This window comes from Frigoribacterium sp. Leaf415 (assembly GCF_001424645.1).
GTDB lineage: Bacteria > Actinomycetota > Actinomycetes > Actinomycetales > Microbacteriaceae > Frigoribacterium.
Genome location: NZ_LMQR01000001.1, coordinates 1453844 through 1478760, shown reverse-complemented (window position 1 = coordinate 1478760; position 24917 = coordinate 1453844). Strand labels below are relative to the sequence as shown.

Here is a 24917-nt window from a genome sequence, read left to right as displayed (position 1 = left end):
GTCCACTATGTGGTTCCCGAAATACGGTCGGGAACAACTCAACAGACAAGTCGCCACAYCYRTAACGGATGGGGCGCATGGTCTGAAACAGACTTCACCACCAGTGATGGTGTGTGGTAAATGTTTCGGCGGCCATAGCGAGAGGGAAACGCCCGGTCACATTCCGAACCCGGAAGCTAAGACTCTCAGCGCCGATGGTACTGCAAGGGGGACCTTGTGGGAGAGTAGGACACCGCCGGACTCCTTTTAGTGCGAACAGCACACGAAACACCAGAAAGGCCCCTTCCTCGGAAGGGGCCTTTCTGCGTTTAACACTGACCCACCCACCGCCACATCCATAACGGATGGGGTGCATGGTCTAAAAACAGACTTCACCACCAGTAATGGTGTGTGGTAAATGTTTCGGCGGCCATAGCGAGAGGGAAACGCCCGGTCACATTCCGAACCCGGAAGCTAAGACTCTCAGCGCCGATGGTACTGCAAGGGGGACCTTGTGGGAGAGTAGGACACCGCCGGACTCCTTTTAGTGCGAAAAGCACATGCAACACCAGAATAGCCGCCCCAGTTGGGGCGGCTTTTCTGCGTTACGGGACGAACGTCGAGTACTCGCACCGCGCCTCCTGCGCTTGCGGTCACTTTGGTAGAGTCATCCCTTCACAACTCGACAGCTGGCAGAGAACAACAGAGGAGCACTTCGGTGACTGATCGCGACGACGATGACCGCAAGGACGGCCCGCGCCGCCCCTCCTCGGGCTCTGGCAGCAGTGGCCCTCACGGCGGTGGTGGAAGTGGCCGCCCGTCTTCCGGTGATCGAGGGCGTCCTTCAGGGGATCGTCCCACCGGTGGTCGCCCTCAGCAGGGTGGCCGTTCGGCCGAGGGCCGTCCGTCCGGCGGACGACCGACCGGAGGGCGCCCGTCGAACGACCGCCCCCAGCGCGGGGAACGCCCGTCTTCGGGTGAGCGTCCTCAGCGGGGGGACCGTCCCTCCTACGGTGATCGCCCTCAGCGTGGCGATCGTCCGTCGTCGGGTGATCGCCCTCAGCGGGGTGACCGTCCTTCTTACGGCGACAGGCCCCAGCGTGGGGATCGTCCGTCTTCCGGTGATCGGCCTCAGCGCGGTGGTCGCCCCGGCGGCGATGATCGTCGCGGAGCGGGCCCTCGTGCCGGCTCGACCGGACGTGGTGATCGCCGAGAGGCATGGAAGCCGCGGGAGACCCCTGAGGACCGCGATCCGTTCGGCATCAAGTCGGTCCGTCCGGCGCAAGAGGTCGCGCACGTGCCCGACGACGTCGAGCCCCGTGACCTCGACAAGGTGGCGCGTGGTGAGCTCAAGACGCTCAGCAAGGAGAACGCGGACTGGGTCGCCAAGCACTTGGTCATGGCCGGTCGACTGATCGACGAGGACCCGGAAGAAGCCCACAAGCATGCCCTGTCGGCAGGTCGTCGCGCGGGGCGCATCTCGGTCGTCCGCGAGACGATCGCCATCACCGCCTACCAGGTGGGCGACTACGCCCTCACGTTGCGAGAACTCCGCACCTACCGCCGCATCTCGGGCCGCGACGACCAGTTGCCCCTGATGGTCGACAGCGAACGCGGTCTCGGTCGCCCCGAGCGGGCGCTCGAGCTCGGGCGGTCCGTCGACGTGTCGACCCTCGACGTGCAGGTGCGCGTCTCGTTGGCCATCGCGATGTCGGGTGCGCGTCTCGACCTCGGCCAAGCGCAGGCTGCCTTGGGCGAACTCGAGATTCCCCAGCTGGACCGCACGAAGGCCTTCAGCTACAGCCCCGCCCTCTTCGCTGCCTACGGCACGGTCCTCGAAGATCTCGGACGTCCCGACGAGGGGGAGAAGTGGCTCGAACTCGCCGACCGCGCCGAGGACGCTCTCGCGGCGCTCGAAAACGGTGGTGCCGACGGTGAGACCGTGGAGATCGTCGAGGAGGACGTCGACATCGTGGACGACCTGCCCGTCACGCTCGACGAGTCCGACGACGAGTCCGATGAAGCCGACGGGTACGTGGACGACGACGTGGACGCGGGGGCCCCGGACGGCGACGAGGTCGTCGTGGTCGACCCCGAGACCGAGCCGGATGACGACTCGGAAGAGACGCACGACGAGGAGCACGGACAGCACGATGAGACTGCCGATCCCGAGACGACTCCGCCGCTCGCGGACGACGTCGACGACCACCGTGGCTGACGCGGCGACGCCGCTCGACGGCGTCGACACCGTCCTCGCCGATCTGGACGGGGTGGTGTACCGGGGGCGACACGCCATCGACCACGCGGTCGACAGCTTGACGCACGTGGCTCGCACCCGTCGCGTCGGGTACATCACGAACAACGCGTCGCGGACGGCCGAGACGGTGGCCGGTCAGCTGGCCGGCTACGGGCTCGAGGTGGGTGCCGACGACGTGGTGACGTCCCCGCAGGCCGCGGTGCGCCTCCTCGTCGATGCCGTGCCCGCCGGCTCGACGGTTCTCGTGGTCGGTGGAGAGGGGCTGACGTCGGTCCTCGAGGCCGAGGGATTCGTCGTGACCCGATCGGCCGACGACGCCCCCGCCGCGGTCGTCCAGGGCTTCAGCCCCGACGTCGGGTGGGCGCAGCTCGCCGAGGCCTCCTTCGCGTTGCACACGGGCATCCCGTGGATCGCGACGAACACGGACTGGACGATCCCGCAAGAGCGTGGCGTCGCACCGGGCAACGGCACGCTCGTGTCCGCGGTGCACACGGCCGTCGGGCGCTTGCCCGTGACCGCCGGCAAGCCCGAGACGCCGATCTTCACCGCCGCCGTCGAGCGGTTCGGGGCGACGAAGGCCGCGTTCATCGGCGACCGGCTCGACACCGACATCGTGGGTGCGAACGCGGCGGGGCTCGTCTCCATCCTCGTGCTGACCGGCATCGACGGTGCGAAGCAGGTGCTCGCCGCGGACACCAAGTCGCGGCCGGACTTCATCGTCGGCGACCTCCGCGAGCTGGACCAGCCGTATCCCGAGACCGTCGAGCACGACGAAGAGGACGTGCACGTCGTCACTGTCCGGGGTGCGAGCGTCGCCGTCCGCGGTCACGTCGTGCGTGTGTTGTCCGAGGGGGACGACCCCGTCGACCTGCTGCGCGCCGGGGCCACCGCTGTGTGGGGGACCGGCAAGGCGATCTACGGGCTCGACGTCGACCCCACGCTGCACGCCGACGGCTGATCGCGTCCGCCCCGACCGTCAGGGGCGGCGGCTAGTCTGGACGGCACCATGAGCGACCATCCCGACGCCACCGTCCGCGGCGACACCGACCTCGACGTCGTCGATGCCGCAGACCGTCAGGAGGCGCGGGTCGCGTCCGCCACCCGCCTGGCCGACATCGAATCCCAGCCCTTGGCCTCCCGGGCCCAGGCCTTCGGAGAGGTCCACGACGAACTCCGCTCGGTGCTCGAAGGCACCACGGGCGACACCGGTCAGGGCGGTCGATGACGGCCTCCGAGGCGCCGGGGGAGCGACTCGACTCCGTGCTCGCCCGGCGCGGTCTCGCCCGGTCGCGGACGCATGCAGCCCGGCTGCTGTCGGACGGGCTGGTGACGGTCAACGGCGTCGGGGTCGTGAAGGCCTCCGCCCGGGTGGGCGAGTCGGACGACGTCGCCGTCGCCGGTCTCGACCACTACGTCAGTCGTGCGGCACACAAGCTGCTGGGTGCTCTCGACGCGTTCGGTGTCGACCCGACGGGCCGCACGGCCCTCGACGTCGGCGCGTCCACGGGCGGGTTCACCCAGGTCCTCCTCGAGCGCGGTGCCGACCACGTCGTCGCCCTCGACGTCGGCCACGGTCAGCTGGCGAACCCCGTGCGCTTCGACCCGCGGGTCACGATCATCGAGGGCGAGAACGCGAGGTACCTGACGGCCGAGCGGTTCGCGGCGTTGACGACCCGCGCCTCCTCGGTGTCGCTCGTCGTGGCCGACGTGTCCTTCATCTCGCTGACGATGGTGCTGCCCGCGCTCGTGGCGAGCGTGGGTGTGGACAACGACTTCGTCCTGCTGATCAAGCCGCAGTTCGAGGTGGGTCGGCAGGGGGTCCGCGAAGGCCTCGTGCTCGACCCCGTGTTGCGGAACGAGGCCGTCACGACCGTGTTGTGGGCCGCCCACGACCTGGGGCTCGGCACGGCGGGCCTCATCTCGTCCCCGATCGTCGGTGGCTCGGGCAACCGCGAGTACTGTGTGCACTTCTCGGCCTCGGCCGGGACGAATCCGACAGAATGGCTCAGCACGGCCGACAGCTTGACGAGAGGGTGAACGACATCTCTTCGACACGACACATCCTGGTCGTCTCGCACACGGGGCGCCCCGACTCGATCGACGCCGCCCTCGAGGTCTGCGGGCTGCTGGGCGACGCCGGCGTGGTTCCCGTGCTGCCCCGTGACGAGTGGGACGACATCCGTCGGGCCCAGCCCACGGCCGCCATCGACGACGTCGAGATCCTCTTCGACGGCGTGGCCTGCGACGACCTCGAATGCGTCATCGTCCTCGGCGGCGACGGCACGATCCTGCGTGCCGCCGAGTTGATCCGCGGCACCCGGGCACCCATCGTCGGCGTCAACCTCGGGCACGTCGGGTTCCTGGCCGAGAGCGAGCGCGACGAGATGGCCGACACCGTCGCTCGCGTGCTCGCCGCCGACTACGAGGTCGAGGAGCGTTTCGCGCTCGACGTCAAGGTCACCAACCGTGACGAGGTCGTCTACGAGACCTGGGCCATGAACGAGGCGACGGTCGAGAAGGCCTCGCGCGAACGCATGCTCGAGGTCGTCATCGAGGTCGACGGTCGCCCCCTGTCGTCGTTCGGCTGCGACGGTGTGGTCATGTCGACGCCGACGGGCTCGACGGCCTACTCGTTCTCGGCCGGCGGCCCCGTGGTGTGGCCTGCCGTGCAGGCGCTCCTACTCGTGCCGCTCAGTGCCCACGCCCTCTTCGCCCGCCCGCTCGTCGTCGGGCCCGACTCGGTGCTCGCCGTCGAGGTGCTGAGCCGCACCGACGCCCGCGGCATCCTGTGGTGCGACGGTCGTCGCGAGCACGACCTGCCCCCGGGGGCCCGGGTCGAGTGCAGCCGCTCCGACCAGCCCGTGCGACTCGCCCGCCTGCGGACGGGCCCGTTCACGGACCGTCTCGTGGCCAAGTTCCAGCTGCCGGTCACCGGCTGGCGCGGTCCTGCCCCCGTCGAGGACGCCCCCGCTGTGTCGGGCACCTCGACGTCGCCGACCGTCGCAGCGCCCGAGGGCGACCGATGATCGAAGAGATCTCGATCCGCGACCTCGGTGTGATCGGTCGTGCCACGCTGCCGCTCGGTCCCGGCTTCACGGCCGTCACGGGCGAGACCGGTGCGGGCAAGACCATGGTCGTGTCGGCGCTCGGCCTCCTGCTCGGCCAGCGTGCCGAGAGCGGGGTCGTCCGCTCGGGCAGCCCCCAGGCCGTGGTGGACGGCCGCTGGCTGGTCCCCGCCGAGGGGGCCATCGTCGAGCGGGTCCGTGACGCGGGCGGCGACGTCGACGACGGCGAACTCTTCCTCAGTCGTGTCGTCTCGGCCGAGGGGCGCAGTCGTGCGGTCGTCGGCGGGCGTACGGCTCCCATCGGCGTGCTCGGTGACCTCGCCGACCATCTCGTGGTGGTGCACGGCCAGTCCGAGCAGATCCGTCTCAAGTCCGCCGCGGCCCAGCGTGCGGCCGTCGACGCGCACGGCGGGGCCGCCCTGGCCCAGGCCGCCGCACACTACCGCATGGCCTACGACGCCTGGCTGGCCGCCCGCGCCGAACTCGACGAGATCACCCGCGACCGCGACGCGCGACGCGACGAGGCCGAGAGCCTCCGCACCGCGATCGACGAGATCGAGGGGCTCGCCCCCGTGGCCGGCGAACTCGACGAACTCGACGCCACGGCCGAGCGGCTGAGCAACGCCGAAGACCTGCGGCTGGCGGCCGGGCTCGCCCACGAGGTGCTCTCGACCGACGCGGTCGACGGCACCCGCGACGTCGTTTCCCTCGTCGAAGAGGCCCGGCGTCAGATCGAACGCGTCGCGCCTCACGATCCGGCCCTCGAGCCGATCGCCGACCTGCTGGCCGAGGTCAGCGTCCAGGTCGGTGAATCCGCGTCACGCCTGTCGAGCTACCTCGGCACCCTCGACGCCGACGTCGCCGTCGAACTCGAGTCGGTGCAGACGCGTCGCGCCGATCTGGCCGGGCTCGTCCGCAAGTACGGCCCCACCCTCGACGACGTCATCCGGCTGCTCGACGACGGAAGCCGACGCCTGGTCGAGCTCGACGGCGACGACGACCGACTCGCGCACCTCGACGACGACGTGGCCGAGCTGCGGGCCGAGGCCGAGCGGCGGGCGGGCGTCCTGGGCGAGCTGCGCCGCGCCTCCGGGGCCGACCTCTCCACGCGCGTCAGCGCCGAGTTGAGCGCCCTGGCCATGACCGGTGCCGAGATCGTCGTCGAGGTCTCACCGCGCGACGAGCTCGGGACGAGCGGCGGCGACGTCGTGTCGCTGCTGCTGAGGCCGCACCCCGGCAGCGAACCCCGGCCGCTCGGCAAGGGCGCATCCGGCGGCGAGCTGTCCCGCGTGATGCTCGCGCTCGAGGTCGTCATGGCCGGGTCGAGCGACGTGCCCACGTTCGTGTTCGACGAGGTCGACGCGGGCGTCGGCGGATCGGCCGCGATCGAGATCGGTCGACGACTGGCGGCGCTCGCCGAACGGGCACAGGTCATCGTGGTGACGCACCTGGCCCAGGTCGCCGCGTTCGCCACGAACCACCTCCGCGTCGTGAAGGACGCCTCGGGCGAGGTGACCGCCAGCAGCGTGCACCAGCTCGACGGCGACGAGCGAGTCGCCGAGATGGCCCGTCTCCTCTCGGGATTGCCCGACAGCTCCAGTGGCCTCGAACACGCGCGCGAGCTGCTCGAGCTCGCCTCGTCGGCCCGACGACTGGCCACAGCCGACACACGTTCGTAACAGGCGTGGTCTGTCGGAACGGCTCGGTGTGACATAGGATGGAATCCCGTGGTGAACGTTGAGAACTCGGGTCCAGATGCCAGCACGACGAAGCACATCTTCGTCACCGGAGGCGTCGTCTCCTCCCTCGGAAAAGGCCTGACGGCCGCCAGCCTGGGCAATCTGCTCACGGCCCGCGGGCTGCGCGTGGTCATGCAGAAGCTCGATCCGTACCTGAACGTCGATCCGGGCACGATGAACCCGTTCCAGCACGGTGAGGTCTTCGTCACCGACGACGGTGCCGAGACCGACCTCGACATCGGGCACTACGAGCGATTCCTCGACATCGACCTCGGTCAGTCGGCGAACGTCACGACCGGCCAGATCTACTCGACCGTCATCGCGAAAGAGCGACGCGGCGAGTACCTCGGTGACACCGTGCAGGTCATCCCGCACATCACCGACGAGATCAAGCGGCGCATGCGCCAGCAGGCCGACGACGACCCGAAGCCCGACGTGATCATCACCGAGGTCGGCGGCACGGTCGGCGACATCGAGAGCCAGCCGTTCATCGAGGCCGCCCGTCAGGTGCGCCACGAGCTCGGTCGCAAGAACGTGTTCTTCGTGCACGTCTCGCTCGTGCCCTACATGGGCGCGTCCGGCGAACAGAAGACCAAGCCGACGCAGCACAGCGTCGCCGCCCTGCGCTCGATCGGCATCCAGCCCGACGCCCTCGTCCTGCGCAGCGATCGCCCGGTCAGCGAGAGCAACAAGAAGAAGATCGCCCTGATGTGCGACGTCGACGAAGACGCGGTCGTCAACGCGAAGGACGTCGCGAGCATCTACGACATCCCGGCCATGCTGAACGACCAGGGGCTCGACGCGTACATCATCGATCACCTGGGTCTCGGCGAGAAGGCCGGCGACGTCGACTGGTCGGGCTGGCAGCCCGTGCTGACCGCGGTTCACGAGCCGAAGCACGAGGTCACGATCGGCCTGGTCGGCAAGTACATCGACCTGCCCGACGCCTACCTGTCGGTCACCGAGGCGCTCAAGGCGGGCGGGTTCGCGCACCAGACCAAGGTGTCGCTGACCTGGATCCCCTCCGACGACTGCGAGACCCCCGAGGGGGCCGCGAAGGCGCTCCGTGGCGTCGACGGCATCTGCGTGCCCGGCGGCTTCGGCATCCGCGGCATCGAGGGCAAGCTCGGCGCGCTCCGCTACGCCCGCGAGAACGGCCTGCCGGCGCTCGGCCTCTGCCTGGGCCTGCAGTGCATGGTCATCGAGTACGCACGCAACGAGGCCGGCCTGACCGGCGCCTCCTCGTCCGAGTTCGACCCCGACACCGAGTACGCGGTCGTCGCGACCATGGCCGAGCAGGTCGACATCATCGCCGACGGCGACCTGGGCGGCACCATGCGCCTCGGCCTCTACCCGGCCGCCCTCACGCCGGGCTCGCTCGCCGCCGACCTGTACGGCTCCGAGCTGGTGTCCGAGCGTCACCGCCACCGCTACGAGGTCTCGAACCAGTACCGTCAGCAGATCGCCGACGCGGGCCTCCGCTTCTCGGGCACCTCGCCCGACGGCACGCTCGTCGAGTACGTCGAGCTCGACCGCGACGTCCACCCGTTCTACATCGGCACGCAGGCACACCCCGAGCTGCGGTCGCGCCCCAACGACGCGCACCCGCTGTTCGCCGGGCTCGTCGCCGCATCCCTCGAGCGCCACGACGCGAGCAAGCTGTTCGCCGACGAGGCCGATGAGGCCGACGCCGCCGAGGTCGTCGCGTGACCGACGCCTCGGGTGCGGGCACGACGGCCGCCGGGGCGGGTGCCACCGCCGGCGGCCTGCTCGCCGACGAGCCGGCGACGCCGACGGTCACGAAGACCGAGGTCGTCTTCGAAGGCGCCGTCTGGAACGTCAAGCGCGACACCGTCGACTACAACGGCTCGCCGATGGTGCGCGAGTACGTCGCGCACACCGGGGCCGTCGCCGTCCTGGCCGTCGACGACGAGCAGCGCGTGCTCGTCATCAAGCAGTACCGGCACCCGATCCGCACCCGCGACTGGGAGCTGCCCGCGGGCCTGCTCGACGCCGAGGACGAGAGCAAGCTCGACGCCGCCAAGCGCGAGCTCGCCGAAGAGGCCGACCTGCAGGCGACGACCTGGGACGAACTCGTCTCGTTCCACACCACGCCCGGCGGCAACGACGAGATGGTCACGGTCTACCGTGCCACCGGTGTCAGTGCGACGGAGGGTGCGTTCGAGCGCAGCGACGAAGAGGCCGACATCGAGAAGCGTTGGGTCTCGCTCGACGAGATCGTCGACGGCGTCCTCGCCGGACGCCTGCACAACTCGATCCTCAGCATCGCGGCGCTCGCCGCGGTCGCGTCCCGCTGAGGTGCGCGTCGCCCCGTCGGCGCGGCGGCCCCGGCCGTAGCGTGGCCTGGTGACGATCGAGGAGGCGCTGGACCGGTACCTGAGACACGTCTCGGTCGAGCGCGGCCTCAGCCCGAACACGACGGCGGCGTACCGCCGCGACCTCGTCCTCTGGCGGGCTCACCTGGCGGAGGCCGGTCGCCTCACCCTCGACGAGGTCGAGCCCGGGGACGTCGCGACGTTCCCGGCGGCGCTGGCGACCCGCGCCGAGAAGCCGCTGGGCGCCTCCTCGGTTGCCCGGGTGCTGTCGTCGGTGCGGGGGTTCCACCGCTTCGCCCTCGAGGAGGGGCTGGTCGCGGTGGACGTGGCCGCCACCACCCGGCCTCCCAAGCTGCCGAGCCGCCTCCCGAAGGCCATCTCGGTCGGCCAGGTCGAGGCGCTGCTCGCCGCCACCGACGGCGACGAGCCGACCCGACTGCGCGACAAGGCCCTGCTCGAGCTGCTCTACGCGACGGGGGCGCGGGTGAGCGAGGCGGTGTCGCTCAACGTCGACGACGTGGTCGAGGGTGACGTCGTGCGCCTGTTCGGCAAGGGGAACAAGCAGCGCATCGTGCCGCTCGGTAGCTACGCGCGGCGGGCGCTGGACGCGTACCTCGTGCGTGCCCGACCAGTGTTCTCGCCGCGGGGAGAACCGACGCCCGCGCTGTTCCTCGGCACGCGCGGGGCCAGGGTGTCGCGGCAGAACGCGTGGCTCATCATCCAGGCGGCGGCCGAGCGGGCCCAGCTCGGCCTCGAGGTGTCGCCGCACACGCTGCGGCACTCCTTCGCGACGCACCTGCTCGAGGGCGGGGCCGACGTCCGGGTCGTTCAAGAGCTGCTGGGGCACTCGTCCGTGGCGACGACGCAGATCTACACGCTGGTGACGGCGGACGCGCTGCGGGACGTCTACTCGACGGCGCACCCGCGGGCACGATGGGCGTCGTGACCGGGCGCAGACCGAGCCCCGATCGAGCCCCGACCCGGCGCTGACCCCTCGCTGACCAGGCAAAACCCTCAAGCAAGGCATGAGGCTTCCTGGTGACGGGCCGGGCGCGGCAGCCCGTGGGCGTCGGGGGTCGCCGGTACTCTCGTACCCGTGAGCACCAAGCCGACCTCGAGCACCCCCGCCCTCTTCGAGAGCGCTCCGGCGACCGTCCCCGCGAACGGCCCCACCGGGCGCCCGCGTACCGAGTTCCCGACTCCCGAGCCCCTGTCGAGCCACGGCCCGGCCCGCATCATCACCCTCTGCAACCAGAAGGGCGGCGTCGGCAAGACCACCACGACGATCAACCTCGGCGCCGCGTTCGCCGAGTACGGCCGCCGTGTGTTGGCCATCGACTTCGACCCGCAGGGCGCCCTGACCGCGGGCCTCGGCGTGCAGTCGCACGACCAGGCCACGATCTACGACCTCATGATCGGCGCCGTGAAAGACGCCCACGACGTCATCGTGCCCACGCGCGTCGAGAACCTCGACGTCATGCCGGCCAACATCGACCTCTCCGCCGCCGAGGTCCACCTCGTCAACGAGGTCGCGCGCGAGCAGATCCTCGCGCGCATCCTGCGCCAGGTCAGCGACGAGTACGACGTCGTCCTGATCGACTGCCAGCCCTCGCTCGGCCTGCTGACCGTCAACGCCCTCACCGCGGCGCACGGGGTGCTGATCCCGCTCGAGTGCGAGTTCTTCGCGCTCCGCGGCGTCGCCCTGCTCGTCGAGACCATCGAGAAGGTGCGCGACCGGCTGAACCCCGCGATCACGCTCGACGGCATCCTGCCGACCATGTTCGACTCGCGCACGCTGCACAGCCGCGAGGTGCTCGAGCGCGTCGTCGAGGCGTTCGACGACCAGGTGCTCGAGACCGTCATCGGTCGCACCGTGAAGTTCCCCGACGCGTCGGTCGCCGGCACGCCGATCACCAAGTTCGCCCCCGAGCACCCGGCGGCGCAGGCCTACCGCCAGCTGGCCCGAGAGCTGATCGCGCGTGGTGCCGCGGCCTGAGTCGGCAAACGCCGAGGTCGACCCCGACGAGACCGCCCTCGCGGCTCCTGAGGTCTCGCCCGGCTTCGAGGTGCGACTCGAGAACTTCAGCGGCCCGTTCGACCTGCTGCTCTCGTTGATCACCAAGCGCGAGATGGACATCACCGAGGTCGCCCTCAACGCCGTGACCGACGAGTTCCTGTCGTTCCTCCGCCGCCTCGACACCGACGAGAACCTCGACCAGGCCAGCGAGTTCATCGTCGTCGCGGCCACGCTGCTCGACCTCAAGGTGGCGGGGCTGCTGCCGCAGGGCGAACTCGTCGACGCCGAGGACGTCGCACTGCTCGAGGCGCGCGACCTGCTCTTCGCCCGGCTGCTGCAGTACCGGGCCTTCAAGCAGGCCGCCGAATGGTTCGCGCAGCACGGAGCCGCCGAGGCGGCCCGGCACGCCCGCTCGGTGCGACTCGAACAGAAGTACCGCGTCACGACCCCCGAACTCGTCTGGACGCTCTCGCCCGACGGCTTCGCCGCCCTCGCCACCCTGGCGCTGACGCCACGCGAGATCCCCACGGTCGGCCTCGACCACCTGCACGCCCCCCTGGTCAGCATCCGCGAGCAGGCGGCCATCGTCGTGTCGTTGCTGCGTCGCGGCGCGGTCCTCACCTTTCGCGAACTCGTCGCCGGCATCGACGAGAAGGGCGTCGTCGTCGCCCGGTTCCTGGCCCTGCTCGAGCTGTACCGTCACGCGTCCATCTCGTTCGAGCAGGTCGAGCCGCTCGGCGAACTCAGCGTCCGCTGGGTGGCCGAGACCTGGACCGAAGAGAACCTGGCGGCGCTGGGGGCCGATTATGAGGGCTGACGCGACCCGCGCCTCCTCGTCCGTCGAGACGCCCGAGGCCCGGGCCGAGGGGGCCCAGAACCGTGAGGCCGACCCGACCAGCGCGATCGCACGCCAGCTCGAGGCGCTGCTGATGGTCGCCGACGAGCCGCAGCCGCTCGTCGACCTGGCGACCGCCGTCGGCGCGCCGGTCGCCGCGGTGCGGCAGGCGATCGCGGCGCTGGTGGCCGATTTCGACGGGGTCGACGGCACCGTCCGGCGCGGTTTCGAGCTGCGTGAGGTCGGTGGCGGCTGGCGATTCTACGTGCGTGACGAGCACGATCCGGTCGTGCGCGATTTCGTGCTGACGCAGAACCCGACGAAACTGTCCTCAGCGGCTCTCGAGACGCTGGCGGTCATCGCCTACAAGCAACCCATCACCCGCAGCAGCATCGCCCAGATCCGGGCGGTCAACGTCGACTCGGTCGTCCGTACGCTGCTGGGTCGCGGCCTGATCACGGAGTCGTCCACCGACCCCGAGACAGGCGCCATCAACTACGAAACGACAGGCCTCCTCTTGACCCATCTCGGCATCAACTCGCTCGATGAGCTCCCGCTCATCTCGCCCCTCCTCTCGGACGGCCAAGGGGGTTTCGACGATGTCGCGTAGTCAGTCCTCCTCCGACGATTCCGAGCTGGCCTCGGGCGAACGCCTGCAGAAGGTCATGGCGGCCGCGGGCGTGGCCTCGCGCCGCGTCAGCGAAGACATGATCGCCGCCGGTCGGGTGACGGTGAACGGCAAGGTCGTCACCGAGCCCGGCCGACGCATCGACCCGGCGAAGGACAAGATCGTCGTCGACGGCAGCGCCGTGCAGCTCGACGCCACGCGTCGCTACGTCATGCTCAACAAGCCGGTCGGCATCGTCAGCACCCTGAGCGACGAGAACGGTCGCCCCGACCTGCGCCAGTTCACCGAGCAGTACGAAGAGCGCCTCTTCAACGTCGGCCGCCTCGACGTCGAGACGAGCGGCCTGCTCGTCCTGACCAACGACGGCGAGCTCGCGCACGTGCTCGCGCACCCGTCGTTCGGCGTGACCAAGACCTACATCGCGAAGGTCAAGGGCGTCGTCACGCCCTCGGTGCTCAACGAGCTCATGACCGGTGTCGAGCTCGACGACGGCCCGATCGCGGCCGACAAGGCGACGCTCGTCGCCGGTGGCGCGGGTCTCTCCCGCTCGTCCGACTCGTCGCTGATCGAGATCACCCTGCACTCGGGGCGCAACCGCATCGTCCGTCGCATGCTCGAGGCCGTCGGCCACCCGGTCATCGACCTCGTCCGCCGTTCGTTCGGCCCGCTCCACCTCGGCACGCTGAAGGTCGGCCACATGCGGTCGCTGACCAAGGTCGAGCTCGGGGCGATCCTCACGATCTCGCGCGACGCCACGGCGGACTCGACGGTCGACGCCGCCCCGATCACCGAGAGCCCCGACGCCCCCGTCGACGAGGCCGACGTCGTCGAGCTGGCCCTCGCCGACGACGAGGTCGAGAAGGACTACTACGACGAGGACGACGAAGAGTACGACCCCGCCACCGACGCCCGTGCCGAGCGCCGTCGTGCGGCGGCCCGCGACCAGGCCGAGTCGACCTCGCGCCGTGCGCAGGTCCGCCGAGAGCAGGAGGCGCGCCGCGGGCAACGCGACGAGCGACCGACCCGAGCTGGCTACCAGGGCAACCGGAACGACGGACGCTCCGGTGACGAGCGCCCGGTTCGTGGGTACCAGGGCAACAACGACGACGGCCGGGGACGCGAGGGGCGCCCGGCTCGCACCGGTTACCACGGGAGCGACGAGCGTCCGGCTCGTGGCGGCTACCAGGGCCGTGACGGCCGCGGTGAGTCGCGCGGTGGGTACCAGGGCCGTAACGACGACGGCCGAGGCGAGTCGCGCGGTGGGTACCAGGGTCGCAACGACGACGGCCGGGGACGCGACGAGCGCCCCGCCCGTGGTGGCTACCAGGGGCGGGACGACCGCGGTGGGTCGCGTCCCGGCTACCAGGGCCGCAACGACGACGGGCGCGGACGCGACGATCGCGGTGGCTTCGTGTCGCGCGACGACCGTGGTTCGCGAGGCGGGTTCGTCTCGCGCGACGACCGTGCCCCGCGGGGTGGCGGCGACCGTCCGCTGAGCCCGGGTGAAGAGCGCGCGGCGGGCTACCCGAACCGCGACGCCAACCGGGACCCGCGCACCGGACGCCCCTCGGGCATCCGCGCCGGCGGCAAGGCGACCAACCGTGGGTGGGTCGACCGCGGCGCGGCCGAGCGCGGCGAGGACGAACGAGGCGGTCGTGACGACCGCGGTGCCGCCGGTGGCTACCAGGGCGGTCGCGACTCGCGCGACGACCGTGGGGGCTCGCGTGGCGGGTACCAGGGCCGGGACGACCGCGGCGGTCGTGACGACCGTGGGGGTTCGCGGGGCGGGTACCAGGGCCGAGACGAGCGCGGCGGTCGTGACGACCGCGGCGCGTCGCGTGGCGGCTACCAGGGCCGTGAGCAGCGTGACGACCGTGGCGACTCTCGCGGCGGCTACCAAGGTCGCGACGACCGAGGTGGCTCGCGTGGCGCGGGGTACCAGGGCCGCGACGATCGTGCAGGGCGTGACGGCTCGCGCAGCGGCGGCTACCAGGGCCGTGAGCAGCGCGACGACCGTGGCGGTTCGCGCGGCGGTCCCGCGCGCGGCCCGCGAGACGACCGCGGCGGCCGTGACAACCGTGGCGGGCGCGACGACCGTGGCGGGCGCGACGAGCGCGGCGGCGACCGTCCGTACCGTGGCCGACCCGACGCCGGGGGACGTGGTCCTCGAGGGGGCGGCCGGTCGTGACCGACGCGCACCGCACCTCCTCGGCTGACGACGCCACCACGCTCGACGCGCCGATCGATGGCGTGCCGACGGCTGGCGCGCTGACGGCTAGCGTGCCGACGGCTGGCGCGCGGACGGCTGAGGCGCTGACTGCTGACGCGCTGACGTCCGGCAGCCGGCGGCTGGCGGGCCAGGTGCGCATCGTCGGCTCGGGTCTGCTCGGTGCAAGCATCGGTCTGCGACTGCGTCAACACGGGGTCGACGTCATCCTCGACGACGTGTCGCCGGCCGCGCGCAGCCTCGCCGTCGACTACGGCGCCGGGCGGGCACCCGCCGAGAGCGACGACCCCGTGCTCGTCGTCGTCGCCGTGCCGCCCGACGTCACCAGCGACATCGTCGCCCGCGAACTCGACGCCTGGCCCGAGGCGCTCGTGACCGACGTCGCGTCGGTCAAGGTCGCCCCGCTCGCCGAACTGCGGGCGCGCGGAGCCGACGTCTCGCGCTACATCGGCTCGCACCCCATGGCCGGGCGCGAACGCGGGGGAGCCGTCTCGGCCCGCGCCGACCTCTTCGTCGGCCGGCCCTGGGTCATCGCCGGGCACGACGACATCACGTACCGACGCGCCGCCGCCGTCGAGGACCTGGCGCTCGACCTGGGCGCGACCCCGGTCGAGATGACGCCGGAAGAGCACGACGCCGGCGTCGCCCTCGTGAGCCACGCGCCGCAAGTCGTCGCCTCGCTGATGGCGACACGCTTGCGCGACGCGCCCGACGCCTCGCTCGGTCTCGCTGGCCAGGGCGTCCGGGACGTCACGCGCATCGCGAGCAGCGACCCGGTCCTCTGGACGCAGATCCTCGGGGCGAACGCCTCACGAGTGGCCGACGTGCTGCGCGACCTGCGCGCCGACCTCGACCGGGTCCTCGGCGCCCTCGAGGCCCCGGACGCGCCCGGCAGCCGGCGCACCGTGGCCGAGAGCATCGGCGCGGGCAACGGCGGCGTCGCCCGTCTGCCCGGCAAGCACGGACAACAGACCCAGTTCAGCTCGGTGATCGTCATGGTCGACGACACCCCCGGGCAGCTGGCCCGCCTGCTCACCGAGATCGGTGAGATCGGCGTCAACCTGGAAGACCTGCGGCTCGAGCACTCGCCGGGTGCGCAGGTAGGACTCGCGGAGGTATCGATCGTGCCCGAACTAGAAGACCGACTCGTGACCGAGCTCGAAGCCCGGGGCTGGACCGTCGCGGGGGCGTTCGCATGAGCGGCGACCCGCGTGCAACCGGTCCCGTCGACTCGGCCGACGTCGATCCCGAGCGCTCGCCGGGGGAGCACGGCGTCGGCGGTCCCGCCGGCGAGGCCCACGTCGAAGAGCTACGGGCCGAGACCGCCGAGGCCGTGCACCGCCACGTCGTGGTGGCCGTCGACGGACCGGCCGGAAGCGGCAAGTCCAGCGTCAGCCGCGCCTCCGCTGCGTCCCTCGGCTTCGACTACCAAGACACGGGGGCGGCCTACCGGGCTTTCGCCCTGCACGCCCTCGACAGCGGCGTCGACCTCGACGACGCCGAGGCCGTCATCGCCGTCTTGCCGACGTTCCGCTACGCGATCGGGATCGACCCGGCCCGCGCCTCCTCGGTGACGATCGGCGGTCGCGACGTGACGGACGAGATCCGCACGCCGCGCGTGACGACCGCCGTGAGCCACGTGGCCAAGGTGCCCGAGGTCCGACGCTTCATGGTCGACCTCTTCCGCCGCATCATCGCGTCGACCGACAAGCCGGGCATCGTCACCGAGGGGCGTGACATCACGACCGTCGTCGCACCGGATGCCCAGGTCAGAATCCTGTTGACCGCCAGCGAAGCCGCTAGAATGGCCAGGCGTTCGGCCGAGGTGACCGGGCAGAGTGCCGAAGAGACAGCTCGGCAGCTCTCGACCCGCGACCGGCTCGACAGCAAGGTCGTCGACTTCATGACCGCCGCACCCGGCGTCTCCACCGTCGACTCCACCCAACTCGACTTCGACCAGACCGTGCAGGCCGTGGTCGAGCTCGTGCGAGCGAGCACCCCCATTTCTTAAGGAAGTCCCCATGGCAGACGACGACAAGTACCCCGAGCTCGACGAGCAGATGGTCGACCGCATCCAGACGATGCCCGACGAGGACGCCGACCAGCGCGCCCGGGCCCTGCGTGCCGGCCTGACCGACTACGACCTCGACGAGGGCGACATCGACGTCCTCGAGGGCGCCGAGTGGGACCCTGACGCACTGACCTACGCCCCGGCGCTGCCGGTGCTGGCCATCGTCGGCCGACCGAACGTCGGCAAGAGCGCCATGGTCAACCGCATCCTCGGGAGGCGCGAGGCCGTCGTCGAGGACAAGCCCGGTGTCACGCGCGACCGCGTCTCGTACAAGGCCGAGTGGGGCGGTCGCCGCTTCACCCTCGTCGACACCGGCGGGTGGGAGCCCGACGCGATCGGCATCGACCGTTCGGTCGCCATGCAGGCCGAGATCGCCGTCGACCTGGCCGACGCCGTGCTGTTCGTCGTCGACGTCAACGTCGGGGCGACCGCCACCGACGAAGCCGTCGTGCGCATGCTGCGGGCGTCGCACAAGCCCGTCATCCTCGTCGCCAACAAGAGCGACGACGCCCGGAAAGACCTCGAGGCCGCGTCGCTGTGGTCGCTGGGGCTCGGCGAGCCGTTCCCCGCGTCGGCCCTGCACGGCCGCAACGTCGCCGACCTCCTCGACCTCTGCATGACCAAGCTGCCCGCGGTGTCGACCGTGGCCAAGCAAGAGATCGGCGGCCCGCGTCGCGTCGCGATCCTCGGTCGACCGAACGTCGGCAAGAGCTCGCTCCTCAACCGGGCTGCGGGCGAAGAGCGCGTCGTCGTCAACGAGCTGGCCGGCACGACCCGCGACCCCGTCGACGAGCAGGTCGAGATCGCCGGTCGCGTGTGGACCTTCGTCGACACCGCCGGCATCCGCAAGCGCGTCCACCTGCAGCAGGGCGCCGACTTCTACGCGTCGCTCCGCACCTCGGCAGCGCTCGAGAAGGCCGAGGTCGCCGTCGTCGTGATCGACGTCACCGAGCAGATCTCGACGCAAGACCTGCGCATCATCGACCTGGTGCTCGAGTCGGGCCGTGCGCTCGTGCTCGCGTTCAACAAGTGGGACCTCCTGGACGACGACCGTCGCCGCTACCTCGAGCGCGAGATCGAGCAGGACCTCGACCACGTGTCGTGGGCCCCGCGCGTGAACATCTCGGCCCGCACGGGTCGTCACCTCGAGAAGCTCGTCCCCGCCCTCGAGCTCGCCCTCGAGTCGTGGGACACCCGCATCCCGACCGGCAAGTTCAACGCCCTGCTCGCCGAGCTCGTCGCCGAGCACCCGCACCCGCTGCGGTCGGGCAAGCAGCCGCGCATCCTGTTCGGCACCCAGGCCGCGAACCGCCCGCCGACCTTCGTGCTCTTCACGACCGGGTTCCTCGACCCGCAGTACCGCCGGTTCATCACGCGGCGCCTGCGCGAGATCTTCGGCTTCGAGGGCACGCCCATCACGGTGAACATGCGCGTGCGCGAGAAGCGCAAGCGCCCGTAGTCCTTCTCCCGTGCCTGTCCCGTCGACGGATCGGCACCGCCCGCAGGCTCGCCTGTGGACTGAACGCCCGGTTGTGGATCGTTTCCACACCGGGCGTTCTGCATTGCTAGGGTGGCTTTCATTGGTCGCGATATGTGAATGTCGCATGACGGAGGGCGAGGGTGCATGGCAGACCTGGTGGTGGACGAGAAGACGTTGACGTCCGTTGCGTGGCGGGTGTCGACGGCGGCCGTCGACGCCGAGGTGTCGGCGACGCTGACACTCGGGTCGGCGGCCGACGTCGGCTCGCCGAGCGTGGCGGGGGTCCTCGACGAGGCGACGGGGCAGTTGGTGAGGCGGGCGGGGTTGGCCGTCGAGGCCATCCAGGCGGTGGGTGACTTCACGACGACCTTCGTGCGCGAGTTCGAGCAGGTCGAGTCCCGGCTCGCTGCCGGACTGCCGGCGGACGACCCTGCGGGGGTGGGCTCGAAGTGAGCACCGACGACGACCCGGGCGTGGGCTCGGTGGAGGGCATCAGACAGCTCGCGAAGACGAGGCGAACCGAGGTCGACGATCTCGAGGTGGCTGCCTACCGGTTGGCCGAGGCGGCGAGCTGGGGTGCCGAGTGCTGGCGGGGGCAGTCGGGCGAGCAGTTCGTCGCGTCGATGACCGACGTGTCCACCGAGGTGACTGCTGTCGCCCGGGGCCTCGAACACCATGCGGCGGCGCTCGAGGCGTACGCGGTCGACGTGTCGTTGATCCAGGGGTCGCAGCAGACCCTGGAGGCGCGGCGTGCGATGGCCGAGCAGAACATCCTCTCGACGGGGGTCGCCCTGAAGACGATCATGCGTGAGGCGCAGGGCGCGGCGCGGGACGACCTGATCGGCATCGTCGTGGAGTCCGAGTACCGCTCGGGTGAACGGTCGACCTTGCAGCGCCGCATCGACGACGAGCAACGAGAACTCGAGGTCGTGGCGGGCTTGTGGACCGACCTGGTCGAAGAGCGGGCTGCGGCTGATCGCCGGTGCATCGCTGCGCTGCAGAGCCCCGAGGCGATGGGGGCGTTGCCTCAGGTCACCGGGGAGGCCCTGGCCGCGGGGTCGTCCGAGGAATTGCTGGCGTTGCTGGCAGGGCTCTCGGCCACCGAGCTGACGATGCTGCTCGAGCAGCACCCCGAACTGGTCGACAAGGCGTTCCTGGCCGATCCTGAGCGGGTGCGGGCCTGGTGGGACGAGCTCGGGCAGCAGGGTGCGCGGAACCCCGACGGGCTCACTGCGATGCAAGTGGCGCTGGTGCGAGGGGCGCCAGCGATCATCGGAGCGCTCGACGGTCTGCCGCCGTCGGTGCGGGTCGCGGCGAACGTGTTCAACGCGAAGCGTCGGATGGCCGAGATCGACGAGATGGTGGGGCCGATCAAGCGCAGGGGGCTGGAAGGCGACGATGAGCTGCTGGCCGCACTGGCGCGCGAGCGCGCGTACCTCACGGACGCTGTGGCGGAACCACCTCACGTCCAGCTTTATCTCTTCGACCCGTCGAAGAGTCGAATCATCGAGATGATCGGGGAGTGGAACGACAAGACCAGGACGGTACTGACCTACGTGCCGGGAACGCTGACGAACATGGACTCGTTCTACCGGGACCCCGAAAGTGTGCAGCAGATGGCGCGGTGGCTGCACGATAGCGACGCGAGCAAGACCACGGTCGCGTTCGTGTTCAAGGACGGGTTCTTTCCTGGAGGGGCGGAGGGCAGCAAGAACCCCGCCGAGTTCGTCGGGGCCTTCGCCGAGGCGAACGACCCCGAATTCGCTCGTAAGTCGAGCAAGACCCTGTACGACTTTCAACGAGGATTGGCGGTCGACCCGGTCTCGCTCAAGCCCGGCCATCGAGAGATCGCGATCGGCCACAGTTGGGGGCTCGCGAACATCACGTCGGCCGAGGTGCGGGGTGCCACCTACGACAAGGTCATCTCGCTCGCTGGCGCGGGCATGCCGCCCGAGTGGCAGGCGCGTCCCGGCACGACCTACACCGATTACAGCTACTGGGACTTCCTCCAGGCTGCCCAGCGCACGGGTGGTGTCTGGGAAGGGCGTAACCCGAACCGGTCGGATGAGTTCGACTCCAAGGGGTACTACCTGGGGCCTGATGACATCAGGTTCGGAGACATGGCCAATCTGACACCTCTCACGAAGCTGGATGACAATCATTCACTCGTTGCCGAATCCAGCGAGGCAAACGCCGCTGTGAGAGATGCCCTCACGAAGGAAGTCCATCCGCATGTTCGTTAGAAGGATGCCCCAGCGACCGTGGCTGGTTGCAGCCGCAATATCCATCGCTGTTGCAAACCTCGTCGCGTGTTCGAGTCCGAGCAGCGAGGACACGAAGAGAGAGAAGTACATGGAAGAGGGATCTGACCGAGTCGATCTCGGTCAATTGCGGCAAGACATCCGTGTCGTTCAACGCCGCCTCGTGTCCATGGGGTCTGAACTCGTCGAAGGGAGTGTCGAGGAGTCATCGAACGGCGTTCTCATGTCCTGTTCGGGTGGCCGGCACCAATGGACGGGGTCGACGACCGCCGAGTACTCGACCATGCCAAGCCAGGAGGAGTACTACCGCCTGGTCGAGGCAGAGCTTGAGGGGTCCGATGAGCTGACGACGTCTCGACAGTTCTCACCAGATGGCGAAGACGAATGGCTCATAGTTCGAGGCGAAGACGGTACTCGCTACTCGATCACCCTCTGGGCGGGTATCTCGAAGGTGCAAGTGTCGGCGAGTTCGTGGTGCTTCATGGTTCAGCCGGGGCAGACGGAGCGTGGTCGGTTCTGAGGGTGGGACGTCCGCCATTGGCGTGCCACAGCTACAGGGACTTCCTGATGGAGGCGCAGCCGATCGATGGTGTCTGGGGCGGGCGGAACCCGAACCGGTTGGGTGAGTTTGAGTCGCGCGGATTCTTCGTGAATCCACGTGGCGTGGAGCTGGAAGGAACTGGGGCCAGTCACAGACCGGCCCGGAAGCTGGACGCCAACCATGCGCTCGTCGCGCATGAAGTCAATGACAATGCGGTGGCGAGAGCTGCCCTGAAGGAAGAGATTCACCTGAATGCGTCGAAATGATGTGGCGCGCATCTCGGTACGGTGTGCAGCCGTGTTCGTAGTGTTGTCCTGCTTCGTCGTGGGTTGCGCAAGGGAAACCCCGGAAGACCTTGAGCAGATGAAGTACATAGACGAGGAGACCGATCGAGTGGATCTCCCGGCCTTGAAACGCGACATCATGGTGACTCAGCGGGAACTGGCGTCCATGGGGGATGCGGAGAGCATCGTGGGCATGCTCGAACCAGCGACCGGAGTCCTGATGTCGTGTTCCGGGGGGCGACACCAATGGACGGGTTCGACGACGATCGAGTACGCCGAAGCAAAAGAACAAGAGGCGTACTTCTCCCTGGTGGAATCGGAACTGGCTGACTCCGCGGACTTCCGCACCGAACGGGTGTTCACGCCCGACGGCAGAGACGAATGGCTCGTCGTGTGGAGCAAAGATGGAACTCGTTACTCCATCACGGTCTACACGGGGCTCTCGAAAGTCCAGGTGTCGTCGAGTTCGTGGTGCTTCACGGTTCAGCCGGGGCAGACAGAGGGTGGTGAGTTCTGAGGGTGGGATAGGGCACCATTGGTGTTCGTGAGACGAGCGGACGGGGTGCGAAGGTGACGGGCGCTGGGCTGTGGCACCGCGCCTCCTCGGGGGTGGGGTTGTCGGCCGCGGCCGACCGGGTGTGGCAGCGGCTGCAGCTCGACCGGCTCGCCGGCGGGCGGCACTCGGGGTATGTGATCCACGAAGACATGCGGCAGCACCCGCGGACCGTCCGCAGCTTCGTCGGCATCCGGTGGCTGCTGTTCGGCGAGACCGTCGTCGGGCTCACCGCCATCTTCATCGCCGCCGTCCTCACCAGCCGCGGAGAACACGTGCCGTGGGCCGTGTGGTTCCGGTCCACCGTCGTCCTCTTCATCACCGCCTCGCTCTACGTCTTCGCATGGAGGGCACAGCTCGGCTACTACTGGGCCTACTCACGCCTCCGCCTGTTCAGTCGCATCTTCCCGATCGTGACGCTCATCATCGCCACCATCCCCGGGCTCTACCCCGGATGGATGGTCGTCGAGCAGATCGTCTTCTCGCTGCTGATGATCGGCATCGGCGACCTGCTCACCAGCGACCACATGCGCGCGGCCTTCCCGCGGCCGACCAAACCCGACGCGGTCGACGGCGCGAGCTGAGAGCCCGCTCGCCCCGCACCACGCCACGAGGTAAACAACCCGCCATCCGATTCCGTGGCGGGGTGTTTACTTCGTGGCGGGCAGGCGGGCTGGCGGGCTGGCGGGCTGGCGGGCTGGCGGGCTGGCGGGCGGGCAGGCAGGCCGGGCGGCCGCAGACCCGAGGAGGCGCGGCCTAGTCGCCCGCGCGAGGCACCATCTCGACGTCGGCGGGCTCGACCACGTGCCCGTCGCCCGTGACGAACGCGACCCGCACGGGCTCGCCCGACCGGGCGACGCTGAACCGGCGTGCGGCGCCGTCGGGGTGCGGATCGTGCTCGTCGCCCCAGACGGCGAGGGCGGCCAGCACGGGGGCGAGGTCGCGGCCCGCGTCGGTGAGCAGGTACTCGACGCGCTCTCGGGCCCCGGCCTCACGGTAGGTCGATCGCTCGAGCACGCCCGCAGCGACCAGCGAGTCGAGCCGCGCGGTCAGCACGTCGGGCGACAGGCCGAGTCGCGCCCGGAACTGCGAGAACCGCGTGTGCCCGAGCAGCGCTTCGCGCACGACGAGCAGCGCCCAGCGCTCGCCGAGCAGGTCCAAGCTGCGCGCGATGCCGCAGCGCGGATCGAGGGGTCCACGTGATGCCATGCCGACACCCTACCTCGGTAGGCTTTTCGTATCCAGGGTGCTAGCGTCGCCGTCATGCCCCGTGATCTCGCTGCGTCCGTTCGTCCGACCGGGCCGGACCGGCTCGCGTTCTGGACCTGCGCCTCCGTCCTCGCCCTCGCCCTGTGGACGAGCGGCGCCGCGACGCCGGTCTACCCGCTCTACGCGACGGACTGGCAGCTGACGCCCTTCGTGACGACCGCGATCTTCGCCGTCTACCCGCTCGTCCTCGTCGTCGTGCTGCTAGTCTTCGGCGGCCTCAGCGACACGATCGGTCGGCGGGCGAGCATCCTGCTCGGCGTGAGCGCGTCGATCGTGGGCGTGCTGCTGTTCGCGTTGGCTCCGGACGTCGGCTGGGTGCTGGTCGGCCGCGCGTTCATGGGCCTCGGCGTCGGCCTGTCGCTCAGCCCCGCCACCGCCGCCATGATCGACATCGCCGGGCCCGTCAACTCGGCCCGCACCGGAGCCATCAGCACCGCCTCCACCGCCGTCGGCCTCGTCTTCGCGACGCTGCTCGGGGGAGCGCTCGTCCAGTACGCGCCCGAACCGCTGCACCTCACGTACTGGGTGCTGCTCGTCGTCGAGGTCGGCGTGCTCGTCCTCGTCTGGCGGCTGCCGCGGGACCGGGACGAGCAGGCCGGGCGCTGGAGGCCACGGTGGCCGAGCGTGCCGCGCGCGCTCCTCGGGGCCGTGGGGGCCGCGGCCGTCTGTGTCAGCGCCTCCTACGCTCTGGGGGCGGTCGTGCTCTCGCTCGGAGCCGAGATCGGCGTGACCTTGATCGGCAGCGACAACGCGTTCGTCACCGGTGCGGTGATCGCCCTGTCGATGGTGGTCATCGCCGTGGTGGCACTGGCGTCGCGACGGGTGCCGGTGGTCGTCGCCGTCGTCGTGGCCGCGGTGGCGACGGCGCTCAGCTTCACGGCGCTCGTGCTGGCTGCGGCACAGCAGTCGTTGGGGTTGTTCCTGGCGTTCTGCGTGCTGTCGGGGGTCGGCTACAGCCTGTTCTTCGCGTCGGGGCTGGGGATCGTGTCGCGGTTCGCTCCGGAGCATCACCGCGCCGGGACGTTGTCGGCCGTCTACCTCGTCGCCTACCTGGTGCAGGGGGCGACCGCGCTGTGGCTCGGCGCGCAAGCGACCCGCGGAGGGCTCGAGAGCGCCGTCGACGTCGGAGCCCCGGCGATCGTCGGGCTGGCGCTCGCGGCGATGGTGGCCGTCGTGGTCGTGATGCGCGGGCGGGAGCGGCGCGGGCGGGTCGCGGCGTAGGGGCGGCAGGGCTTAATGCAGGAGGCGCGGGTCGGGCAGGGTGCGCGGGGTGCGGACGACAGGGGGTCGGCTTGCATCCCGCCACGAGGTAAACACGCCGCCACGCGATCTCGTGGCGGCGTGTTTACCTCGTGGCGGGGCGGGGCGCGTCACG

The 24917-nt window shown here is 70.1% G+C and carries 23 protein-coding genes, 2 rRNA genes and 1 pseudogene; 25 read left to right on the top strand and 1 reads right to left on the bottom strand.

What is annotated here, in order from left to right; translation table 11 throughout:
• Positions 1-124: 124 nt before the first annotated feature.
• From rrf (ASG28_RS06780) to ASG28_RS06665, 24 genes and pseudogenes are all read left to right on the top strand, one after another.
• Positions 125-241, top strand: a 5S ribosomal RNA gene (gene rrf / locus ASG28_RS06780).
• 160 nt (positions 242-401) lie between these two features.
• Positions 402-518, top strand: a 5S ribosomal RNA gene (rrf, locus tag ASG28_RS06775).
• Between the two features lie 758 nt (positions 519-1276).
• Positions 1277-2197 carry a hypothetical protein gene (locus tag ASG28_RS06765; RefSeq protein WP_200925266.1) on the top strand — a complete coding sequence of 307 codons (921 nt, stop codon included), beginning with the start codon at positions 1277-1279 and terminating at the stop codon, positions 2195-2197.
• A complete protein-coding gene (locus tag ASG28_RS06760) occupies positions 2190-3194 on the top strand; it encodes an HAD-IIA family hydrolase (protein ID WP_055973370.1) in 1005 nt (334 codons plus the stop codon). The genes ASG28_RS06765 and ASG28_RS06760 overlap by 8 nt, the downstream gene beginning before the upstream one ends.
• 48 nt (positions 3195-3242) lie before the next feature.
• The gene (locus tag ASG28_RS06755) at positions 3243-3461 is read left to right on the top strand and encodes a hypothetical protein (protein WP_055973367.1); all 219 of its coding nucleotides are present in this window, start codon (positions 3243-3245) and stop codon (positions 3459-3461) included.
• On the top strand, positions 3458-4273 hold the full coding sequence (locus ASG28_RS06750; RefSeq protein WP_055973365.1) for a TlyA family RNA methyltransferase: 816 nt from the start codon (positions 3458-3460) through the stop codon (positions 4271-4273). The genes ASG28_RS06755 and ASG28_RS06750 overlap by 4 nt, the downstream gene beginning before the upstream one ends.
• A 5-nt stretch (positions 4274-4278) precedes the next feature.
• Positions 4279-5262, top strand: a complete 984-nt coding sequence (locus ASG28_RS06745) for an NAD kinase (protein WP_235477882.1) — start codon at positions 4279-4281, stop codon at positions 5260-5262.
• Positions 5259-6980, top strand: a complete 1722-nt coding sequence (gene recN, locus ASG28_RS06740; RefSeq protein WP_055973359.1) for a DNA repair protein RecN — start codon at positions 5259-5261, stop codon at positions 6978-6980. Before ASG28_RS06745 ends, recN begins: the two co-directional genes overlap by 4 nt.
• 51 nt (positions 6981-7031) lie before the next feature.
• The gene (locus ASG28_RS06735) at positions 7032-8750 is read left to right on the top strand and encodes a CTP synthase (RefSeq protein WP_082454739.1); all 1719 of its coding nucleotides are present in this window, start codon (positions 7032-7034) and stop codon (positions 8748-8750) included.
• Complete coding sequence (locus ASG28_RS06730; protein ID WP_082454468.1) at positions 8747-9358, top strand: NUDIX domain-containing protein; 612 nt, start codon at positions 8747-8749, stop codon at positions 9356-9358. The genes ASG28_RS06735 and ASG28_RS06730 overlap by 4 nt, the downstream gene beginning before the upstream one ends.
• Positions 9359-9407: 49 nt before the next feature.
• Positions 9408-10322 (top strand): site-specific tyrosine recombinase XerD, encoded by a 915-nt coding sequence (gene xerD, locus ASG28_RS06725; RefSeq protein ID WP_055973353.1) that lies wholly within the window; start codon positions 9408-9410, stop codon positions 10320-10322.
• Positions 10323-10472: 150 nt separating this feature from the next.
• Positions 10473-11372, top strand: a complete 900-nt coding sequence (locus tag ASG28_RS06720) for a ParA family protein (RefSeq protein ID WP_055973350.1) — start codon at positions 10473-10475, stop codon at positions 11370-11372.
• Positions 11356-12210, top strand: coding sequence for a segregation and condensation protein A (locus ASG28_RS06715; RefSeq protein ID WP_055973347.1), 855 nt, complete (start codon positions 11356-11358; stop codon positions 12208-12210). The genes ASG28_RS06720 and ASG28_RS06715 overlap by 17 nt, the downstream gene beginning before the upstream one ends.
• Positions 12200-12838 (top strand): SMC-Scp complex subunit ScpB, encoded by a 639-nt coding sequence (scpB, locus tag ASG28_RS06710; protein ID WP_082454466.1) that lies wholly within the window; start codon positions 12200-12202, stop codon positions 12836-12838. The genes ASG28_RS06715 and scpB overlap by 11 nt, the downstream gene beginning before the upstream one ends.
• Positions 12828-13622: pseudogene (locus tag ASG28_RS16905) on the top strand (pseudouridine synthase); the annotation flags it as partial. The gene scpB and the pseudogene ASG28_RS16905, both read left to right, overlap by 11 nt.
• 1562 nt (positions 13623-15184) lie before the next feature.
• The gene (locus ASG28_RS06700; RefSeq protein WP_200925319.1) at positions 15185-16282 is read left to right on the top strand and encodes a prephenate dehydrogenase; all 1098 of its coding nucleotides are present in this window, start codon (positions 15185-15187) and stop codon (positions 16280-16282) included.
• Positions 16279-17094: a (d)CMP kinase gene (gene cmk / locus ASG28_RS06695; RefSeq protein WP_200925264.1), complete on the top strand. Its 816-nt coding sequence runs from the start codon at positions 16279-16281 to the stop codon at positions 17092-17094. The genes ASG28_RS06700 and cmk overlap by 4 nt, the downstream gene beginning before the upstream one ends.
• A 70-nt stretch (positions 17095-17164) precedes the next feature.
• Positions 17165-18613, top strand: a complete 1449-nt coding sequence (gene der / locus ASG28_RS06690; protein WP_369814173.1) for a ribosome biogenesis GTPase Der — start codon at positions 17165-17167, stop codon at positions 18611-18613.
• Between the two features lie 165 nt (positions 18614-18778).
• Entirely contained in the window at positions 18779-19087 is a 309-nt protein-coding gene (locus tag ASG28_RS06685) for a hypothetical protein (protein WP_055973341.1), read from the top strand.
• Positions 19084-20877: a hypothetical protein gene (locus ASG28_RS06680; protein WP_055973339.1), complete on the top strand. Its 1794-nt coding sequence runs from the start codon at positions 19084-19086 to the stop codon at positions 20875-20877. Before ASG28_RS06685 ends, ASG28_RS06680 begins: the two co-directional genes overlap by 4 nt.
• A complete protein-coding gene (locus ASG28_RS16385) occupies positions 20867-21415 on the top strand; it encodes a hypothetical protein (protein ID WP_157485669.1) in 549 nt (182 codons plus the stop codon). The genes ASG28_RS06680 and ASG28_RS16385 overlap by 11 nt, the downstream gene beginning before the upstream one ends.
• Positions 21416-21462: 47 nt before the next feature.
• Positions 21463-21702: a hypothetical protein gene (locus tag ASG28_RS16380; protein WP_157485668.1), complete on the top strand. Its 240-nt coding sequence runs from the start codon at positions 21463-21465 to the stop codon at positions 21700-21702.
• Between the two features lie 97 nt (positions 21703-21799).
• Positions 21800-22237 carry a hypothetical protein gene (locus ASG28_RS06670; protein WP_157485667.1) on the top strand — a complete coding sequence of 146 codons (438 nt, stop codon included), beginning with the start codon at positions 21800-21802 and terminating at the stop codon, positions 22235-22237.
• A gap of 53 nt (positions 22238-22290) precedes the next feature.
• Entirely contained in the window at positions 22291-22857 is a 567-nt protein-coding gene (locus ASG28_RS06665; RefSeq protein WP_235477660.1) for a hypothetical protein, read from the top strand.
• Between the two features lie 172 nt (positions 22858-23029).
• On the opposite strand, the gene ASG28_RS06660 is transcribed toward ASG28_RS06665, so the two are convergent.
• Positions 23030-23482, bottom strand: a complete 453-nt coding sequence (locus ASG28_RS06660; RefSeq protein ID WP_055973330.1) for a winged helix-turn-helix transcriptional regulator — start codon at positions 23480-23482, stop codon at positions 23030-23032.
• Between the two features lie 54 nt (positions 23483-23536).
• Here ASG28_RS06660 and ASG28_RS06655 point away from each other — a divergent pair, with 54 nt between their 5' ends.
• Positions 23537-24763: an MFS transporter gene (locus ASG28_RS06655; protein ID WP_055973327.1), complete on the top strand. Its 1227-nt coding sequence runs from the start codon at positions 23537-23539 to the stop codon at positions 24761-24763.
• The last annotated feature ends 154 nt before the right edge of the window (positions 24764-24917 follow it).

Coding starts and splice junctions, on each gene's coding strand:
- ASG28_RS06755 (WP_055973367.1), top strand. CDS start 3,243: ATGAGCGACCATCCCGACGCCACCGTCCGCGGCGACACCGACCTCGAC.
- ASG28_RS06750 (WP_055973365.1), top strand. CDS start 3,458: ATGACGGCCTCCGAGGCGCCGGGGGAGCGACTCGACTCCGTGCTCGCC.
- recN (WP_055973359.1), top strand. CDS start 5,259: ATGATCGAAGAGATCTCGATCCGCGACCTCGGTGTGATCGGTCGTGCC.
- scpB (WP_082454466.1), top strand. CDS start 12,200: ATGAGGGCTGACGCGACCCGCGCCTCCTCGTCCGTCGAGACGCCCGAG.
- cmk (WP_200925264.1), top strand. CDS start 16,279: ATGAGCGGCGACCCGCGTGCAACCGGTCCCGTCGACTCGGCCGACGTC.
- der (WP_369814173.1), top strand. CDS start 17,165: ATGCCCGACGAGGACGCCGACCAGCGCGCCCGGGCCCTGCGTGCCGGC.
- ASG28_RS06685 (WP_055973341.1), top strand. CDS start 18,779: ATGGCAGACCTGGTGGTGGACGAGAAGACGTTGACGTCCGTTGCGTGG.
- ASG28_RS16385 (WP_157485669.1), top strand. CDS start 20,867: ATGTTCGTTAGAAGGATGCCCCAGCGACCGTGGCTGGTTGCAGCCGCA.
- ASG28_RS16380 (WP_157485668.1), top strand. CDS start 21,463: ATGGAGGCGCAGCCGATCGATGGTGTCTGGGGCGGGCGGAACCCGAAC.
- ASG28_RS06670 (WP_157485667.1), top strand. CDS start 21,800: ATGAAGTACATAGACGAGGAGACCGATCGAGTGGATCTCCCGGCCTTG.
- ASG28_RS06660 (WP_055973330.1), bottom strand. CDS start 23,482: ATGGCATCACGTGGACCCCTCGATCCGCGCTGCGGCATCGCGCGCAGC.
- ASG28_RS06655 (WP_055973327.1), top strand. CDS start 23,537: ATGCCCCGTGATCTCGCTGCGTCCGTTCGTCCGACCGGGCCGGACCGG.